The 18,824-nt window shown below is 36.0% G+C and carries 15 protein-coding genes; 5 read left to right on the plus strand and 10 right to left on the minus strand.

Features of this window, described 5'->3' with window-relative positions; genetic code table 11:
• Positions 1 to 220: 220 nt before the first annotated feature.
• From AXG55_RS08225 to lspA, 3 genes are all read right to left on the minus strand, one after another.
• On the minus strand, positions 221 to 1,720 hold the full coding sequence (locus AXG55_RS08225) for a carboxypeptidase M32 (RefSeq protein ID WP_148697643.1): 1,500 nt from the start codon (positions 1,718 to 1,720) through the stop codon (positions 221 to 223).
• A gap of 14 nt (positions 1,721 to 1,734) precedes the next feature.
• On the minus strand, positions 1,735 to 4,224 hold the full coding sequence (locus AXG55_RS08230; protein WP_148697644.1) for an ATP-dependent Clp protease ATP-binding subunit: 2,490 nt from the start codon (positions 4,222 to 4,224) through the stop codon (positions 1,735 to 1,737).
• Positions 4,225 to 4,288: 64 nt separating this feature from the next.
• Positions 4,289 to 4,915 (minus strand): signal peptidase II, encoded by a 627-nt coding sequence (gene lspA, locus AXG55_RS08235; protein WP_148697645.1) that lies wholly within the window; start codon positions 4,913 to 4,915, stop codon positions 4,289 to 4,291.
• A gap of 150 nt (positions 4,916 to 5,065) precedes the next feature.
• Between lspA and AXG55_RS08240 the strand changes: the two genes are divergently transcribed.
• Together AXG55_RS08240 and AXG55_RS08245 are read left to right on the plus strand one after the other, a co-directional pair.
• Positions 5,066 to 7,141, plus strand: coding sequence for a hypothetical protein (locus tag AXG55_RS08240; RefSeq protein ID WP_148697646.1), 2,076 nt, complete (start codon positions 5,066 to 5,068; stop codon positions 7,139 to 7,141).
• Between the two features lie 32 nt (positions 7,142 to 7,173).
• Complete coding sequence (locus AXG55_RS08245; RefSeq protein ID WP_148697647.1) at positions 7,174 to 7,875, plus strand: Crp/Fnr family transcriptional regulator; 702 nt, start codon at positions 7,174 to 7,176, stop codon at positions 7,873 to 7,875.
• Between the two features lie 2 nt (positions 7,876 to 7,877).
• On the opposite strand, the gene AXG55_RS08250 is transcribed toward AXG55_RS08245, so the two are convergent.
• The 7 genes from AXG55_RS08250 to AXG55_RS08280 form a co-directional block, all read right to left on the minus strand.
• The gene (locus AXG55_RS08250) at positions 7,878 to 9,944 is read right to left on the minus strand and encodes an alkyl/aryl-sulfatase (RefSeq protein WP_148697648.1); all 2,067 of its coding nucleotides are present in this window, start codon (positions 9,942 to 9,944) and stop codon (positions 7,878 to 7,880) included.
• 272 nt (positions 9,945 to 10,216) lie between these two features.
• Positions 10,217 to 11,254 carry a chemotaxis-specific protein-glutamate methyltransferase CheB gene (gene cheB / locus AXG55_RS08255; protein ID WP_148697649.1) on the minus strand — a complete coding sequence of 346 codons (1,038 nt, stop codon included), beginning with the start codon at positions 11,252 to 11,254 and terminating at the stop codon, positions 10,217 to 10,219.
• A gap of 15 nt (positions 11,255 to 11,269) precedes the next feature.
• Positions 11,270 to 12,349 (minus strand): chemotaxis protein, encoded by a 1,080-nt coding sequence (locus tag AXG55_RS08260; RefSeq protein ID WP_148697650.1) that lies wholly within the window; start codon positions 12,347 to 12,349, stop codon positions 11,270 to 11,272.
• Between the two features lie 32 nt (positions 12,350 to 12,381).
• The gene (locus AXG55_RS08265) at positions 12,382 to 14,598 is read right to left on the minus strand and encodes a chemotaxis protein CheA (protein ID WP_148697651.1); all 2,217 of its coding nucleotides are present in this window, start codon (positions 14,596 to 14,598) and stop codon (positions 12,382 to 12,384) included.
• 46 nt (positions 14,599 to 14,644) lie between these two features.
• Positions 14,645 to 14,950 carry an STAS domain-containing protein gene (locus AXG55_RS08270; RefSeq protein ID WP_148697652.1) on the minus strand — a complete coding sequence of 102 codons (306 nt, stop codon included), beginning with the start codon at positions 14,948 to 14,950 and terminating at the stop codon, positions 14,645 to 14,647.
• Positions 14,951 to 14,964: 14 nt separating this feature from the next.
• Positions 14,965 to 15,525, minus strand: coding sequence for a chemotaxis protein CheW (locus AXG55_RS08275; RefSeq protein ID WP_148697653.1), 561 nt, complete (start codon positions 15,523 to 15,525; stop codon positions 14,965 to 14,967).
• A gap of 15 nt (positions 15,526 to 15,540) precedes the next feature.
• Positions 15,541 to 15,909, minus strand: coding sequence for a response regulator (locus AXG55_RS08280; RefSeq protein ID WP_148697654.1), 369 nt, complete (start codon positions 15,907 to 15,909; stop codon positions 15,541 to 15,543).
• Between the two features lie 148 nt (positions 15,910 to 16,057).
• Between AXG55_RS08280 and AXG55_RS08285 the strand changes: the two genes are divergently transcribed.
• The 3 genes from AXG55_RS08285 to AXG55_RS08295 all read left to right on the plus strand — a co-directional run bounded on the left by AXG55_RS08285 (position 16,058) and on the right by AXG55_RS08295 (position 18,726).
• Complete coding sequence (locus AXG55_RS08285) at positions 16,058 to 16,402, plus strand: YhbY family RNA-binding protein (protein WP_148697655.1); 345 nt, start codon at positions 16,058 to 16,060, stop codon at positions 16,400 to 16,402.
• An 11-nt stretch (positions 16,403 to 16,413) separates the two neighbouring features.
• The gene (gene folE, locus AXG55_RS08290) at positions 16,414 to 17,010 is read left to right on the plus strand and encodes a GTP cyclohydrolase I FolE (protein WP_148697656.1); all 597 of its coding nucleotides are present in this window, start codon (positions 16,414 to 16,416) and stop codon (positions 17,008 to 17,010) included.
• 84 nt (positions 17,011 to 17,094) lie between these two features.
• Complete coding sequence (locus AXG55_RS08295; protein WP_148697657.1) at positions 17,095 to 18,726, plus strand: peptide ABC transporter substrate-binding protein; 1,632 nt, start codon at positions 17,095 to 17,097, stop codon at positions 18,724 to 18,726.
• The last annotated feature ends 98 nt before the right edge of the window (positions 18,727 to 18,824 follow it).

The raw sequence follows: 18,824 nt of genomic DNA on the forward strand, positions 1-18,824 counted from the left end.
GCGCCACACAGCCCCTTTGTAAATTGCAACCATCGGTTCCGTCCTTAGAACCTAAACCCATCCCTAGGCAAACAGCTGAATTTAAGCGCTGTAGTCCAAAATGAGGTTTCTTTTTTCCCCCATCCATGGGGGTCATTTACAAATTGGGCTGTGTAACGCTGAACATTGTTTCGTCGCGATTGCAAATTTATAAACAAAGAAATTATTTCCAGAACGTCAATTATTTGATGGGAAATTTTTTCCTTAAATAGTTCATATAGGGCTCAATGGTGAGATCTTTTTGGGTTGCCCTTTTCAAAACCTCTAACCCTTTGAATTTTTTTCCATATTTATGAAGATTTTGCTCTAACCAGTTCTTTAAGGGCGAGAAATGCCCTTCTTTAAATTGGCTTGATAAATTGGGGATAGCCTTTTCCGCAGCCTCATAAAACTGCGCACTCATGATGTTACCTAATGTATAACCCTGAAATTGCCCCCCAATGAGACTGCCGTACCAATGTGTATCTTGCAGACAGCCTAAAGAATCACTTGGTACTTTAAGTCCTAAATCTTTTAAGTAATAAGCATTCCAAGCTTCGGGTAAATCTTTGACTTTTAATTTCCCTTCGAGCATTTCAAGTTCCAATTGAAAACGGATCATAACGTGAAGATTATATGTTAGTTCATCAGCATCAGTACGGATTAAATTTGCAGATACTTTATTAATAGCAAGATAAAATTCTTTTAAAGAAACAGAATTTAATTGCTCTGGAAATTCACTTTGCAAAAATGGATAAAAATATTCCCAAAACGCATAACTTCTTCCTACAATATTTTCCCAAAGTCTTGATTGACTTTCATGAACACCACTGGATGTTCCACCAAATAAAGGAGTACCATCTAAGGAAACATCGCATCCCATTTCATAAAAGGCATGACCTGTTTCATGAATGGTACTAAAAATACTTTCCGTTAAAAAATTTTCTTGATATCTTGTTGTAATACGCACATCACCATGGGAAAAAGTAATCATAAAAGGATGATGAGTAGTATCGAGTCGTCCTCTATTAAAATCATATCCTAATTTCTCAATAATTTTTTTGCTAAATTGTTCTTGCAATGAAATAGGATAATTTTTTCTGAGACAGGAATCATCAGGAGTTTTATTTAGTAAAACTCCTTTCACAAAAGGAACTAGTTCTTGGCGTAAATCTGAAAATATTTTTTGAACTGTTTCTGTAGTAAAACCAAAATCAGAATCTTCAATAAGAGGATCAGCAATATGTTTATATTCAAAAAAATCAGCATATTTTTTTGAATATTCTAATGTCTTTTCCAATAAAGGTTGCACTAATTTAAAATTATTTTCTTCTTTTGCTTTAATCCAGGCATCATAACAGACGGACTGATGTGTTAACATATCTGAAATAAATTGACCTGGAATTTTTAATGATCGATTGTAATTTCTCCGCACACAACGCAAAAAAGAGGATTCAAATGAAGAATAAGGAAGCTCCTCTTCATATTGCGTTAAATCATCTAATAAACGCCCCACCTCAGAACTTGTCATTTTTTCATGAGCAATTTTACCTAAGGTTGCAATTTGCCTCCCTCTACCAGCAACTCCTTGAGCGGGCATATATGTATTTTGATCCCAATATAGTACACAAGTCGCACCGTTAATATTTTCTACTTCAGAAATAAGTTCTGTTAATTTTGCAAATTGATTTGCCCTATTCATTTTTAATTTCCTAATTATTCTATTGTAACTTTAATTTGTGGTTGAGGATCTTTTACTAATTGGATGGATAATAATTTTCCATTTACCAATCCTGTGTCTTTATCTTTTCCTTTCACAATAATTTCTTGGGCAATTTTATTTTCCACTTCACTTTCTAATAATCTTCGTAAGGGTCGTGCTCCATTTAAAGGACTAAAACCTCTATCTGCTAAAAACTTTTTCGCATCTTCCGTTATTTTAAAAGAAAGTCCTTGTTTCGTTACTTTTTTTTCTAATTTTTCAAGATTTAATTCTAAAATTTGCTTTATTTCATCTGTACCTAACTTTTCAAAAACAATAATTTCATCAAGACGATTTAAAAATTCAGGTTTAAATGTTTTCTTTAATTCTCCCATAACGAGGTCACTGACTTCTTTGTGGGATAAATCTTTGTCTTTTCCACCTAAGCCAACACTTCTCTTATTTGAACTGATATACTCACTACCAAGATTACTTGTAAAAATAATAAGTGTATTTTCAAAACTAATTTTTTGGCCTTCAGCATCAGTTAAACGACCATCATCTAATATTTGTAAAAATAAATTAAAAATATCCTGATGCGCCTTTTCGGCTTCATCAAATAATAAAACGCTATATGGCTGTCTTTTTACTTTTTCTGTTAATTGACCTCCATCTCCATATCCTACATAACCTGGAGGGGAGCCAATTAATTTAGAAGTTTCATGACGCTCCATAAATTCTGTCATGTCAAAACGAATAATACGTTGCTCATCATTTAAAACATATTCAGCTAATGCTTTTGCTAATTCGGTTTTACCCACACCTGTAGGTCCTAAAAAGAAAAAACTTCCAATGGGTGCTTTGCGTTCCCTTAAGCCAATGCGATTTCTGCGCAATGCATTGGCCACAGCCGTAATCGCTTGTTTTTGACCAATAAGCCTTTTCGCTAATTCATCTTCAATATGCGCAAGCTTTTCAAGATCTTCTGCTTGCAAACGCTGCACAGGAATGCCCGTGGTTTTAGAAACAAGTAATGCAATATCTTCTACTGTGACAATGCGATCTTCTTGTTTCATTTCCGATTCCCACTGTTTCCTTCTTGCCGCAATTTTATTTTCTAACGCCAACAATTCCATTTGCGAGCTAGCCACCATAGCAAAATCTTGACGATTAAAATAATCGTTACGTTCAATGTCTTTTTTTGCTCTTTCTTGCTCAAGTTTTTGAATATCTGGTGGAATACTAACCACTTTAATTCTTTTTAAAGCACCTGCTTCATCGATCAAATCGATGGCTTTATCAGGGAGACTGCGACTGAAAATATATTTGTTACTTAATTCAACAGCAGCATCAAGACTTTCAGGACTGTATTTAATTTGATGATGCTTTTCATATTTCACAGCAATTGATTTTAAAATAAGTTTAGCATCGGCAATAGAAGGCTCTTCCACACGAATGGGTTGAAAACGGCGCTCTAAAGCTCTGTCACTTTCAATATATTGTTTATATTCCTTAAATGTAGTTGCGCCCACGCACTGTAGCTGTCCTGTTGCCAAGGAGCTTTTTAAAATATTAGAGGCATCCAGGGATCCTGTGGTACGCCCCGCACCTACGACGGTATGAATTTCATCGATAAATAATATGATTTGTCCTTCTAGCGCAATAATTTCTTCTTTTAATGCCTTGAGTCGCTCTTCAAATTCTCCGTGCATTTTGCTACCTGCGACAAGGTCGGCCATTTCCAAACTCAAAACACGTTTGCCGACCAGGTGATCGGGCACCTCAAGATCAACAATACGTTGCGCAAGTCCTTCAATAATAACCGTTTTCCCCACTCCCGGTTCCCCAATTAAAACGGGATTATTTTTTTTACGCCTTGATAAAACTTGAACAACACGCTCTATTTCCATATCGCGCGATGTCACGGGATCCAATTCACCGCGCCTTGCCATTGCCGTAATATCACGCGTGTATTGCGACAAAGCACTTTGCTTTGCTTCATCATCACGATTGGTCACACGATGATTTCCGCGCACATTTAATAATGCTTTTTTGGAGTCCTCATAATTTAGTCCTGAGCGGATGATAATGTCGCGACAAGTTAATCGGTTATCAAAAAATGCCAGAAGCAATGTCCCTGTGCTAATATAAGCATCACCAAAATTTTTACGTTCTAAATCGGCACGTTCCAATAAAAAAGCCACCTCAGGAGAACCATACATTCCCGTAGGATCGCGTGAATGGGTAAAATGCGTATCTTGTTTGCGCTGCAATTGATTGATGCTATCGTAAATTCCGTTGATAATTGTCGTCTTGACAAGGACTTCATCTAATTTACACTCATCAGCAATTTTTAAGGCAATAGAATCTTTTTGTTCTATAAGTGCAAATAATAAAAATTCAGGAATAAGCATTTTTACTTGAGCATTTAACGCTTCCGTAATTCCTGCCTGAAATATTTCATTGACACGATGTGTAGAGTTTTTAAGGAACTGTTGTGCCATATCCAAAATCTCCAATAAGTCTAGAACAAGAATATATAGGATCTTTTACGGCTAAATTCGACTGTCAAGCTTTAGAGTTTTTTTTAGCTTTCCGGTTCCTAATTTCATCAATGACGGCATCGATGATTAAGAGTACTACACCACAGGTAACAGCACAATCGGCAACATTAAACACGGGATAATCATAATTCCAACCTAATAAATCCCATCTAAAATGAATCCAATCAATGACATAGTGTAACCAAACACGATCGATAAAATTACCAGCAGCTCCAGAAAAAATAAAAGCAATACCTAATCGCGCCAGAGTTTGTTTTGGATTGGTTTTAAAAAAGAAAATTAAAATAACAAGCATGGCAACACTTGTTAAAATATAAAAGAAATAGGGACGAATATTTTCAGGTAAATTACCTAAAAATCCCCAGGCAGCTCCTGTATTTCGAATATAAGTTGTCTCAAACTGAATCCAATTTGAAGGAGATCCTATGGTAAAGATATGATCTGAAGTTTGAGAAAAAATGCGAATATCTGTGAGCGATGAACTCACCATATAAAGTTTTTCCGACCAAAATTTCGTTGCCTGATCAAGCAAAACGAAACCAATAAATAAAAAACTAAATCCAAGCATTGAAAGTTTATGATGCTTTGGCTTGTTACTCTGTAATACATCATGAGAAGAAGAGTTTTGCATTTATGACCCTTTTAAAAGAAACCGAACACGCATACAATTAAAACATATCAGATTTCTAAGCAAGCACCTGTTTAGAGTTCTGGAGAGGAAGTAATAGATATCCATTACTTCAATTTTTTTTTCAACTGTTTATATTAAAGTAGGTCTAATATGAAAGAGTTTCTCTCAACAGAAATTTTTAAAAGAATGCTAAAACAAAAACAAAGTTTGATTACTTTGAACCCTAAACTGATGAACTTTTTTACAGATATTTTTCTTCCCTTCTCTGAAGTAAAAAGCTCCATCCCCTTTTTGCCTATACGCTGTTTTCGCGATTTTTTACTTTTTACAGAAAAATCCTCTCCCACAGACACCACTTTTCTATCGAGCGGCAGTACTAACAACATTCAAGCAAGACATATTTTTACAAAAGAACGGTTGGAACTTTATGAAACAAAAACAAGCGAAGGTTTTGAAAGATTTTTAAAGTTACATCATTTTAAACGAGACACTCCCATCATAAGCCTCATTCCTCCACGCGATGTCTGGCCGAAAAGCTCTTTGGCAGCTATGATAGGAATGCTAAAAAATTCAGCATTTGACATCCATTATTGCGATGTCGAAAGCAATCCCGAAAATGTCGCAACAATGTTATCAGACCCGCGTTTTCAAAATGATGTTATCGTATTTGGGACAACTTTTCATCATATTTTAGTTGCCGAATATGTACAACGTAACAATATCCCAAAATTATTTAAAGGACAAAAACTTTCCATTATTGATACCGGAGGTACGAAAGGAAGAACACAAAGTTTTTCATTGGAAGAATGCATAAAAATATTTCAAGTTTCCTATGGGAATCCGATGGAATTTTTGTTTTTATCAGAATATGGTATGTGCGAATTAGCGTCACAAGCCTGGTCTTTAAAAAATATTCATGATGGTACTTTTAAATGTAACGAAACATTGACTCCCATTGTCATTAATTTGCGCGAAATGAAAGCACTACGAGAAGGTGAATATGGCTTTCTTGCCTTCTTCGATCTTTTAAATATGGACTCTTGGCCTACTATAATTACAGAAGATATTGCTTGTATTGTTGATCAAGATGAAGGAATTTTTCAACTTAAGGGTCGTGCGCCCGATGCTACTTTAAAAGGATGTAGTTTAAATGTAAAAGATTCTTTCTTTTTCATAAATACACCAAATATTTCTAATCCTGTAAATAAACCTCTTGAGAATATAACAAAAGTAAAGGAATTTAAATCAACCGAAGACATTCACACGTTTATCGAATCCTTAAGTCCTGAAATTTGGACGCCTCAATGTTGGGCGGATCTGAATGAAACCTTATTGTCATGGAATGATATTAAAATAAAAAATCCTGAAAAATTAAAAGAAAAAAATGTACTTATTATTTCCTCTGCAAATATTCCCATTGCATGGCTCTACCCCACACGTATAGCCTCACTTTTAGGCGCAAAATCAGTGCATATTAAGTTACCCTCATTGCGAAATGATGATCCCTTATCAAATCGAATCCGCGCAAAAATTGAAGATTTGGTTGACAAATTAGCGCCCTATTTTTATCCTACGGAAATTATTTTAGAGAAATCGCGATCCTTATCAAAAGAATATGCTGAATTTGATTCTGTCATCGTTTTTGGTACTGACACGACTATCAGTACATTTAAAAAAATGTTAGCAGGAACGAATACACACTTAATTCCGCAAGGAGACGTAAAAAATAGCTTAAAAATTGATCTGCACTATTCTTCAGATGAGGTAGCGAAACTTTGTAGTTTATGGCATGGAAGAGGATGTCTCACTCCTATTTGTTTATTTATGTCGGGGAGAGATCAAAATCAAGCTATTGATTGGATCCAAGAATTCCAACTCATACTAGAGAATAATTTTACTGATCGCTTTCATAAAGAAGGAGTTATGTCTCGCTTTATGCATGAAACACAGTTGCTTTATACCACTGCCATTGTGAAAAATCTTGGACTTGAAATCAGTAAAACCATTTTTTCAGGCAAAATGACTCATGTGTTCAACTTGACCAAGCTCACCGCTGATGAAATTTTGCGCAGCCGACTTGATTTTTCATTTGGTGGAAGCGGTTTGGTTTTTATTTTAGATGAATCTGTAAAAGCTTCATTTCCACAACTTTCCAGTGAAAAAATTATTCCATCACTTCAGGATAAGCATGGAGGAAAAACCTGGGAAGAATGGTTTGATTATTAAAATGAAGTAAAAGATAATTTAAGGAATTTCTAGTGAAAAAAAGTGAAGCGCTCAATTCAGTTAAAAAGTTTTCCGGATTTTTTCCCTCATTAAATAACGAAGAGCTAGAAATTTTATATCAAAGCTCAACTGAATTAAGGGTAAAAAAGGAACAAAATATTTTTATTACTGGAGAAAAAGCTTATTCTGTTTACTTACTGTCATCAGGATGTGTTAAATTTTCAAAAGAGTTTGAAAAAAATAAATCAATTATAAGCTCACTGGCAAAAGAAGGTGATTGTTTTGGAATTTTTGAAATGTTTTCAAAATCTCCTTACTACGAAAGAACATGCACTGCTATAACAAATTGTGAATATATTTCTGTTCCCAATATTGCTATTTCGGGAATTGGCGAAAAAAATCCTTCTATTTATCTGGATTTTTTAAAGAGAATTTGTCGTCACTCCTCAACTCTTTATAACCGCATTGAAGGTGTCCGTTATAAATCGGCAAGACAACGGCTAGCGGCTTGTTTTTTAGAAGTCTATCCTTATTTTACCAATCGTGATTCAAACAAAAAAGCATTATTAAGCCGCAGTGATTTTGCCGATTTATCAGATATGACCCCTGAAACCGTAAGCCGTGTCTTCGCTGAATTAAAAAAAATGGGCGCTGTGGATGGTAATATTTCTGATTTTCAAATTGCCGATATCCAAATGTTAAAAGAAATTTCTGAAGAAAAATATTTTAATTAATTTTAGATAGAAGATACTGCTTTTGTTCCAGGTAAAATTTCAAAATTTAAGCTAAAATTATCTATCATTTCTTTTAATTGGGCTAAAATAGTTGCATCTCCTATTAATTTTATTTTTCCTTGATTTATTTTTTCTTCAAAAGAACTCTTGCCCATTATAATTTCTTCTAATTCTGTTCTGTTCACTTTTATAGATAAATTTGCTTTATCTGATTGAAAGCCTTTTATATTTGTCATAGAAGCATTGCTCAATTCAATAACATATTTTTCATAATTATCAGGGGTTTCTAAATTGATTATAAAATTATTTCCATCAGCTTTTTCACTATTTAAGCGAATTGCTAAATAATCAAGCCATAAATTTGTGGGCATAGCAGACACTAAATCTGACCCTAAAGATTTGACAACATTTCCTGCAGGAATTCCAGAACGCAATTCTAAGGCTCCCGCTAAAAAACTATTTCTTAAACTAGTACTTTCCTTTTGATATCCAATTTGTTCAAAAACATCGGCTAATAAATATTTTGCTTCTGTATTGTGTGGCTGTGCATAAATTAATTTATTTAATATTTCTATAGCATAAAGATATTTTCCTTCATTATATAATTGATTTGCTTTCGCAAGAATTTTTTCAGAACCTCCCATCATTTCGACATATAAGGGAGCCGACTCCTGTGGTGATAAGGGAATTAAGGTCGCTGGATTGGAATCCCAATAGCCAAGGTAACGATTGATCACCGCACGACTGTTGTGCTCTACAGAACCATGATAACTTCGCGCTGCCCATTGATTTTGCAAGCTTTTAGGAGGTTGATAGACATTATGAATTTCATTTATGGTAACACCTTTGTTTGCTAAATTTAACACACCATTATTCAAATTTGCATAAACATCTCTTTGGGCACGCATGACTTCTTGTATTCTATTATTTCCCCAACGCGGCCATGTATGTGATGAAAACATGACACGTGCTTTGTTACCATAACGGTATAAAGATTCATTAATATGCTTAGACCATACTAACGCATCGCGCACCAAGGCTCCCCTTAAAGTATAAATATTATGCACTGAACTTGTGATATTTTCCGCAGCCCAAAAAGCTTTTAATTCGGGAAAATAAATATTCATTTCTGAAGGAGCTTCTGTACCTGGTGTGTTTTGAAATTCCAATTTAACTCCATCAATCACTAATTTTTCAAAGTCTTTTTTAATATAATAATTAGGAGCTATGAGTCCTACAGTACCAGAGGAAACATTTTTCCCAATAGCTTGGTCGACATGACCATAGGCATTGCGCGGGAGGAGAAGGCCATATTGATAAAACATTCTTCTATTCATTGCATTTCCCGCATAAATATTTTCGGAAACAGCGGCTTCCATAAATCCCACAGGAGCAATGACTTTAATTTTCCCATTTTTTGCATCGACTTCATTCATAACCCCATGCGCACCCCCAAAGTGATCTCCATGAGAATGAGAATAAATCACGGCGATTACAGCGCGCTTCCCTAATTTTTGATTTGCAAAGGCAAGTGCCGCTTTAGCTGTTTCCTTAGAGGTTAAAACATCTATTAAAATCCAACCTGTGGCACTTTTAATCAGAGTCATATTCGCAATGTCAAACCCTCGAATTTGATATATTTTATCCGGCAATACTTCAAATAATCCATAACCCATATTCAAAATTGCTTGTCGGCTTAAGGATGGATGAATGCTATTAAAATCATTATCCGTTAAAAGAAAATCATAGCTGCTCATATCCCAAGCAACCGTTCCTTTTTCTGACATTATAGTTTTGTAAGGGGGAGCAGCGATAAAGCCTTTTTTTACTTCTTCAAAATCTCTTTTATCTTCAAAAGGTAATTTTTTGACCTGTTCTTTTTGATAATTTAATGTAAAAAGAGAGGGAAGTTTTCCTTGGGGATGAAAATGATTGTTTGCATTTTCAACTGCTCCATTTGAGGTGTTCGAATTTTGTGAAGCTGATGCAGCTTGAACTTCGTATATAAAAGCATTCTGGCAAAAGAAAAAAACTAAAAAATAAAATACAATATTATTTTTATAAAGCATACTATCTCCTTATTTATTTTTTAAAGATTAATTTTATTTGTAAGTAAAAAGTAATATAAATTTAAGGAAATTACAAAGGAAATTTGATATTTTTATTTGGGAATCTTATTGAAAGAATTATTTAATTTTTCATTTTACAAGCATTTTTTGAACTTCAAACTTACCATTTTCTTCCAAATTGATAATTAAATTTATTAATGAATAATAAAAAACCACCCTGCTTAACATGGTGGTCTTATATCCATTAGGAAAAAAACTATCAATAAAAACGCTTAAGTTGGTGGGATTAATTTTCCAGTTACGATTTTTGTAATAGCAGCGGCCATATCTTGAAGGTCAAATTCAAAGTTTGCCGTTCTCGCTTCAATGGCAGCTTTGGGCATACCATACACCACACAAGAACTCTTACTTTCAGCTAAAACCATGCCACCCCGTGTGCGGACAGTTTTGCCACCATCAGCGCCATCTCTTCCCATTCCTGTTAAAATAACCGCAAGAAGTTCTTTGCCTAAGACCTCAGCAGCGGATTGAAATAAAACGTCTGCCGAAGGTTTGTGCAAAATATTTTTAGGTTCTTCACTCAATCCACAATAAAGTCTAGCGCCCATTTTTTTAACAAGAACATGCAAGTCACCGGGAGCAAAACAGACTTCTCCTGGAGCTAACGTGTGATCTTCCTTTGCCACGCATGTTTTGTGCTTCGTCTGTTGTGCAATGCGCTCTGCTAATGATGCCACAAAGGCTGCTGGCATGTGTTGAACAACCACAATCGGAATAGGCATAACGGGCAAGGCATTAAATAGCTTATGTAGAGCCGCAGGACCTCCTGTTGAAACACCAATAACAATGGCTTTTAAATTCTGATGAGGAAGTGATGCAATAGGAACGCTGGGTTTATAATTACTTTCGCCTTTTCTTTTCGAAGTAACAAAGGCATAAGCGTTATTTACCCGATCCTTTAAATTATCTAATGTAAATGTTTTACCAATTTCTGTTTTAGGGATGTAGTCAAAAGCACCTTTTTCAAGGGATTGTAAGGTTGCTGTGGCTGCTTGGTTTGTTAAAGTAGAGCACATGATAATAGCAGCATCACATGTTTTTTGAATGAGAGGGAGCGCTTGTAGACCACTTTTTCCAGGCATTTCGATATCGAGCGTGATCACATCTGGTTTTAGTTTCCCTGCTAATTCGAGTCCTTCTTCCGCTGATTTTCCAATCCCAACAACGTTAAAACCAGCACTTGTCATCATTTGCGAAAGCATAGCACACACAGAAGGTGAGTCATCTATAATCAACACATTAATTGGCATAAGAACTCCATTAAACTATGATGCTTCTTGATCTTCTTCTTCATCGTTCATATCACTTGTTCTATTTGCTTCTTTTTTGTCCATCAATTTACGCCATACACGATTCACAGTAGCAATCAGGGCATCGCCATTAAATTTCACAACATACTCATCGGCAAGTGACTTCACCGCATCTTGGTTGGCACGTCCTGAAAGCGAAGTATGCATAATAACGGGAATAGCACTGAGTTTAGGATCTTTTTTAATGGATTGTGTAAAAGCATGACCGTCCATACGAGGCATTTCCACATCAGAAACAACCACTTGAACCATGTCCGTAATGTCTTTGTTTTCCTGTTTTGCCTGATCAAGTAAGGCCTGAAGAGTGAACAAGCCCTCTTCTCCATCGGTTGCTGTAATCACACGGAAACCATGTTGTGTGAGGAAAAGCTCGACCTGCGTTCTTGCTGTTAAACTATCATCTACGACAAGGACTGTGCGTGTGTCATCAGTAGAAGTTGCAACTTTATTGTTTTGTTTATCTTCCGCAAATTTATTAAGTGCGTAAGTTTCTCCATTAATTTCAGCAACAATTTTTTCAAAGTCCAAAATTAAGAGCATCAAATCACGCTCATTGTCAGGACCTTTTACCAATTTATGCATTCCAGTAACACAGCCCCCTTCGCGACCAATAAGACGCGTTGGCGGTAAAATCGCTTCCCAAGAAATGCGACGGATGCGCATAGCTTGGTGCACCACGAATCCTGTAACTAAACCATTAAACTCACAAATGATAATATTATCAGTAGGTCTAAGAGCGTGATTATGATAACCCAAGTATTTTGCTAGGTTCACAATAGGAATCGCTTCTTCACGGAGTTCAAGAAGACCTTCAATACATTCATGGCAATTGGGCATTTTTGTAAACTGGCTTATTTTATTAATCTCTCTTACTTTTGCTATGTTAATTCCATATATACCCTCATAAGCTTGAGGGTGGGACATATCCGCACCAACAGGAAAGTCCTTCAACCTGAAGTCAACAAGCTCAAACTTGTTGCTTCCGATTTGAAGCATTCGCTCTTCTTTTTTGCTTTTGGCAATATAAATAGCCATTTAACCTCTCCTATACCGTGCTGGTACCTGAATTACGCAGCTGCCTTATCATCGTCATGACAAGCCGCATAATAAAGCTCTTTCGGTTCAAGAACCAACACAACAGAACCATTCCCCATTATACAAGCGCCTGTAAATACAGGTATATTAGCCAAAAACCCACCCAAAGGTTTGATCATAATTTGTTCCTGCCAGTACAAAATATCGACAAGAATCCCAACTTTAAGACCATCAATTTGGACAATAACAACAGGGTTTGTAAGACCATCGTCCATGTCTTTTGACGCTGAACGGGAATCCGTATTTTCTTCTTCCGTTTGATTTAACCGTTTCTTTTCTTGATGAATAAAATCATCCAAAATGGATTTTCTCAAGTTAACAACTTCATTAAGGCGCAGTAACGGTATAACTTCTCCACGAAGATTTATGCTGGGTTGATTATTTAAGTTAACAACATCTTTTCTCTCAGCGCGTACGGTTTCAGTAATCACTTCTTGAGGAAGCGCATATGTTTCACCATCAACTCCAATTAAAAGAGCTTCAATTACCGCTAAGCTAAGAGGCAAAATAATTTTAAATTCTGTTCCTTGGCCTGGATTTGTATCGACAAGAATAGAACCACTAGATTTTCTAATGTTGTTACGCACAACATCCATACCCACACCACGACCACTCACATCTGTAATTTCAGCCGCAGTAGAGAAACCACTGTGGAAAATAAATTCAATAATGTCTTTTTTGCTTAATAGATCAGCTTGTTCTTGAGTAATAATGCCAAGATTAATTGCTTTATTTTTAACTCTATCTAAGTCAATACCATTTCCGTCATCTCTAACGATAATTTTAACGTTGTTACCTTCATAACCCGCTTTTAAAAGTAACGTACCTGTTTCAGGTTTTCCTCTTTCTTTACGAACTTCAGACAATTCAATACCATGGTCAATCGAGTTACGAATGAGGTGCATAATCGGGTCAGAAATCGCTTCACTTACTGTTTTATCGAGTTCAGTATCTTCACCTTCTATAACAAGATTTATTTTTTTATTAAGTTTTTTAGCAACATCACGAACAAGTCTCGTATATTTTGTAAATACACTGCCCACAGGAACCATACGTGCATTCATCACACTTTCTTGTAACCTTGCTGAAAGCCTTGTGACGTGCCCTGTTCCTTCTTTAAAGCCTTTTGTTATTTCATTCTCAGGTAAAACTTCTTCAAGACGATTTGCTAAGTGAACAAAAAGGTTTTTCACCGTAATTAATTCACCCACCAAGTTCATTAATTGATCGAGTTTTTCTTTTTTAAGGCGCACAAAGTCATTGGCATCACCACCACCATGAGCCGCATCTGCCTTGGCAGCAGGAGCAGGAGCTCCCGGTTTTGCCGCTCCCGCGGCAGCAGGAGCAGCGACTGCTGCAGGTTTCGCAGCTGCTGCAGGTACGGCTGCTGCGGGTTTTGCAGCAGGAGCAGGAGCGGACGCAGGGGCTGCTGCGGCTCCTGGTTTTTGCCCATCCATTTCAATTTTTACGTTGCTTGAACCTATAGCGAACTCGAAAATATCTTGAACTGTTTTAAACTCTGCCATTGAAACAAAATTAAATGTAAATTCAAAGTAACAGCGTTCTGCTTCAATATCTTGTAACGAAGGAACTCTGGTAATATTTGTATATAAAGAAAATGCTCCAGAAGAAATATCACGACAATTTAAAATTAGAGTGATGGGATCAATACCTGTTAAGAAAAATTGATCGGCACCTGTAATGGATATATGGAAAGGACATTCACCTGGTTTGATATTTTCATTTGTAGGTGGAGGAGCTACTTCTCCTGCTGCCACTTTTTCTTGTAATTGCTCACCGGTAATTTCTTTAAAGTCACAGAGCTGACGTACAATATCCGCATTATCAAAGGATGCTAAATTTTGTTTCTTTTGCGCACCATCCATCATTTCTTTTAAACGGTCGAAACAACGTAACAATGCGGAAAAAACTTCTTCCGTTGGTTCCAATTTTCCTTCACGCATACGGTCGAGCAAGTCTTCTGCATGGTGAGTTAAATCGGCGATTTCACGTAAACCAAAAACACCGCTAGATCCTTTTAATGTATGAACTTCACGGAATAGATTTTTAATAATTTCAAGATCGCCAGGAGTTTTTTCGAGGACAAGAATGCAACTATCAATATGCTCGAATACTTCTCGCATTTCCTGAAAGAATATTTCTTGCATTTGCTCTTCATTATAGGCCACAGTTCAGCACCTCATATCCAGAAAATAAGACTCCATCAAGGTTTATTTAACCCTTTGGAAATGTATCTGCAGGCATACCAAAAACTTCTAATAAAGAATCAAAAGGTTGGCAGCTTACCTTAAGTTTTAAATTTCCTTTACCATTTTTAACCAATGTTTTAAGCGCAATTAATAATTGAAGAACAGCTCCATCAATTGATTCAGCGGCAGATAAATCTAGAAAAAAATCACCGTCTTTTTTGGCTTCACCATTATATCCTTCGAGAAGTTTATTTTTCAACTCTGAAACCTTATATATAGTAAGCTTTCCAGTTAGTTTAAAAGTTCTATTTTCGTAGGCCATAATTGCCATAAGTAAATCCTTTTTTAAGCGGCAGCTGCTTTTTTCTCATTTTGCGCACTAAACTCAGAGTAAATTGCAGCACAATCGAGCCACAAAATATTTCTATGTTTGTGAGGTTTAATAATTCCTTTTAAAAATTTCGATCTTTCTCCAGCAACAATATCTGGAGTTTGTTGCACAGCTTCTTTTTCCACTTCAATAACTTCACTCACAGAATCAACAATAATAGCTGCTAATACATTTTTATCATCTAAAACAATAATGCGACTTCTTTCAGAAATAGGTAAATTATCAAGTCCCATAATTTTATGAAAGTTAACAACTTGTAAAATATCACCGCGCAAATTCGCAACACCTTCCACAAAATGAGGAGCTTTAGAAACGCGTGTTACCAATGGTACTTTAACAATTTCTTTAACTCTTTCTATTTCAATTACAAATTCTTCATCATTTAATTTAAAACCAATAAGTTTATACGTTTCAATTTTAGGTGCAATTCTTTTACGAATACCTGTAGTATCATGTTTTAATTTATATAAAGCATCTAGTTTGGCTCCTTTACCAGAGCCGTCATTCCCCGACATGAGTGTATCCTTTCATTATCGAGCTAATTTCTTAACCGCACCAACAAGTTGTTCAGGATTAAATGGTTTCACTAACCAACCACTTGCACCTGCTTTTTTTGCGCGTTCCACTTTATCCCCACTGCTTTCTGTTGTAAGCATTATTATAGGAATAAACTTGAACTCTTCTATCTTTCGGATGGTTTCAATCATGACCAAGCCATCCATATTAGGCATGTTTACATCGGAGATGATCATGCTTATATCAGGCGTTCCCTGTAGCTTATTTATGCCGTCTTGACCATCTTCTGCCTCAACCACCTCAAAGCCTTCCTTTGACAAGGTAAAGCCCACCTGCTGGCGAATCGTACGAGAGTCATCAACGATGAGTATTTTCTTGGCCATTGCCATCCTCCCTGTTGCAGTGGCGTTATCGACACTATTTTTGGCAAATTAAGTCTTTTATCCACAGTGAAGCCATGCAAAAAGTATGGCATCTCCCTGAAATTTGGTGCAAGGTATTTTTTTTACGTCGATTAAGGAGCGTTACAGAATGGCCACAGAGAAAAAAGTTCATAAATATTCGGAAGTTCTAACCAGTGAACAAAAGGCTAAGCTGAAAGGACTCGCTCATCACCTCAAACCTGTGGTCCAAGTTGGTTCTCAAGGTTTTTCGGAAACAGTGGGAAAAGAAATTGCTTTAGCGCTTGAAAAGCATGAGCTTATTAAAATACAACTTCCAGGTAATTCGGATGCAGACGCCAAAAAAAGCCAAGAAAAGGAATTAAACGATATTCTCCCTGTTCATTCCCATCTCGTAGGTCGCATTGGCAGAAGCGTTATACTTTATTTTGAAAAAGAGCCTGGGGATGCCAAAATCACCCTAAAAAGCTTGTAAGGAGTGAATGAATGAGTTCCAATTTCAAAAAAGCCGTGAGTGCTAATAATGTGAGTGCGGAAGCCGCTACAGAAGCTGTGAAAACCCTTTTACGTTATATCGGTGAAAATCCCAAACGGGATGGTTTGCTCGATACTCCTGACAGATTTTGTCGCTCCCTTATAGAAATGACCGAAGGATATGCTTTAAATCCTGAAGAAATCCTGGCCACAACTTTTGAATCTGATTCCGATGAAATGGTGCTATTAAAAGACATCGAATTTAATTCTTTATGCGAGCATCATTTGCTGAGTTTTGCAGGAAAAGCCCATATTGCCTATCTCCCTTCAGGGGGGCGTATTGTAGGGCTGTCTAAACTCGCCCGCATTGTTGATGTGTATGCCCAGCGCCTTCAAGTTCAAGAACGCCTCACCCAACAAATTGCCAATGCTATAAATAAATATTTAAAACCCGATGGTGTTGCCGTCGTCGTTGAAGGGATTCACAGTTGCATGTGCGTCCGCGGTGTGCGCAAACAAAATTCAACCATGATTACAAGCTCTATGTTAGGACAATTTCGTGAGTCTATGGCATCACGAAATGAATTCATGTCACTTATTACAAAATAATTTTATTAACTTGACAAATTACCTCCTGCTGACTTACTAAATTAAAAGAAAACAAATTTTATAATTAGTTATGCAGGAGTAACCATGCAAAAAAAACTATTTAAAACAGTTACGTTATTAACTGTTTCATTTGGCATTCTTTCTGCAGCTCAAGCAGCTGTTGTCCCCAACGGAACAAAATTAGCTAAAAATCAAATATTAAATAAAGATAATTCAAGCGAACCCTCCTCACTCGATCCTTCGCGCGTCCGCGATAATTTGGGTGCCAATGTTGTAATGGATCTTTTTGAAAGTCTTGTCATTGATGATCCTATGGGAAATATTATTCCTGCAGGAGCAACTCATTGGGATATTAATAAAGGCGGAACAAAGTATACATTTCATTTGAGAAAAAATGCCAAATGGTCCGATGGCTCTCCTGTTTTAGCGGACGATTATGTCTACAGTTTTAAAAGATTTGTGAATCCAAATACGGCTTCTGAAATGGCTTATTTAGCAAATATGATTAAAAATGCGCAAACTATTGTGGATGGAAAAGCAAATCCTGAAACATTAGGAGTAAAAGCCCTTGATAACTTCACACTTGAAATTACTTTAGAACAACCTACTCCTTATTTTTTAAGCGTTCTTACCGGTGTTAACTTTGTTCCCTTAAAAAAAGATGTGGTGGAAAAATATAAATCTGATTGGACACAATCATTGCATATTGTAGGCAACGGTGCTTATAAATTAAAATCTTGGAAAATTGGCGATCACATTTCTTTAGAAAAAAATCCAAATTATTGGGATAGCAAAAATACTGTTATTAATACCGTGAATTTTTATGCAACCCAAGATAAAACAACATCTTTAAGAATGTTCCAAGCAGGACAGCTCGACTGGACTTATGGAATTCCTCCTGGTCAATTAGAAAGTATAAAAAAACAATATCCAAAAGAACTTAGAAATGCTCCACAACTTGCCTCAAATTACATAAGTTTTAATACTGAAAAGCCTCCTTTTAACAATAAAAAATTACGCGAAGCTCTTTCGCTTGTAGTAAACAGAGAATCCTTTACAAAATATATCTCAGGTAAAAATGAAACTCCTCTTTACGATATTGTTCCCTATGGTATTGCGAATTACACGCCTTATGTTCCTACATGGTCGAAGATGAGTGATAAAGAATTGCTTGCAAAAGCACAACAACTTTACAAAGAAGCGGGATATTCTAAAGAAAATCCTGCCCGCATTAAGTTTACTTATGCAACCAACGAAACCGATCGCAAATACGCCACCGCTTTGGCTTCTATTTGGGAAAAAGCATTGGGCACGAAAACAGAATTGATTAGTGAAGAATGGAAAGTTCATTTAAGTTATTTAACCAGCAAAAATTATCAAGTCACACTTCAATTATATGGCGCAGATTATAACGATGCACAAAACTTTATTGGCTTATTAGAAAATGGAAATGCGCAAAATATTACAGGGTATAATAAGAAAGAATTTAACGTATTATTGCATGAATCTTCTAAAGAAATGAATCCTGAAAAAAGAAAGCAAATCCTTTCCAGTGCTGCTAAAATGGCTATGGATGATTTTCCTGTGTCACCCTTATTTTCCAGTAAAATTTATCGACTCATAAAAACCTATGTTCAAGGCGTTACCTTCGTCAGTCCGCAAGACAACTATAGAACAAAAGATTTGTACATTGTTTCCCACGACGGAAATAGTTAAATTTAATTAATAAAACTCATTAAATGATTTTTTTGCATCTGGTAACAAATATCAATAATATTTATAATATCTCTGAAATGATTTTCAAATGATATAAT

Source organism: Silvanigrella aquatica (assembly GCF_001907975.1).
Lineage (GTDB): Bacteria > Bdellovibrionota_B > Oligoflexia > Silvanigrellales > Silvanigrellaceae > Silvanigrella > Silvanigrella aquatica.

Coding starts and splice junctions, on each gene's coding strand:
- AXG55_RS08285 (WP_148697655.1), top strand. CDS start 16,058: ATGGCCACAGAGAAAAAAGTTCATAAATATTCGGAAGTTCTAACCAGT.
- cheB (WP_148697649.1), bottom strand. CDS start 11,254: ATGCCAATTAATGTGTTGATTATAGATGACTCACCTTCTGTGTGTGCT.
- AXG55_RS08280 (WP_148697654.1), bottom strand. CDS start 15,909: ATGGCCAAGAAAATACTCATCGTTGATGACTCTCGTACGATTCGCCAG.
- AXG55_RS08240 (WP_148697646.1), top strand. CDS start 5,066: ATGAAAGAGTTTCTCTCAACAGAAATTTTTAAAAGAATGCTAAAACAA.
- AXG55_RS08295 (WP_148697657.1), top strand. CDS start 17,095: ATGCAAAAAAAACTATTTAAAACAGTTACGTTATTAACTGTTTCATTT.
- AXG55_RS08275 (WP_148697653.1), bottom strand. CDS start 15,525: ATGTCGGGGAATGACGGCTCTGGTAAAGGAGCCAAACTAGATGCTTTA.
- AXG55_RS08250 (WP_148697648.1), bottom strand. CDS start 9,944: ATGCTTTATAAAAATAATATTGTATTTTATTTTTTAGTTTTTTTCTTT.
- AXG55_RS08270 (WP_148697652.1), bottom strand. CDS start 14,950: ATGGCAATTATGGCCTACGAAAATAGAACTTTTAAACTAACTGGAAAG.
- AXG55_RS08230 (WP_148697644.1), bottom strand. CDS start 4,224: ATGGCACAACAGTTCCTTAAAAACTCTACACATCGTGTCAATGAAATA.
- AXG55_RS08225 (WP_148697643.1), bottom strand. CDS start 1,720: ATGAATAGGGCAAATCAATTTGCAAAATTAACAGAACTTATTTCTGAA.
- folE (WP_148697656.1), top strand. CDS start 16,414: ATGAGTTCCAATTTCAAAAAAGCCGTGAGTGCTAATAATGTGAGTGCG.
- lspA (WP_148697645.1), bottom strand. CDS start 4,915: ATGCAAAACTCTTCTTCTCATGATGTATTACAGAGTAACAAGCCAAAG.
- AXG55_RS08260 (WP_148697650.1), bottom strand. CDS start 12,349: ATGGCTATTTATATTGCCAAAAGCAAAAAAGAAGAGCGAATGCTTCAA.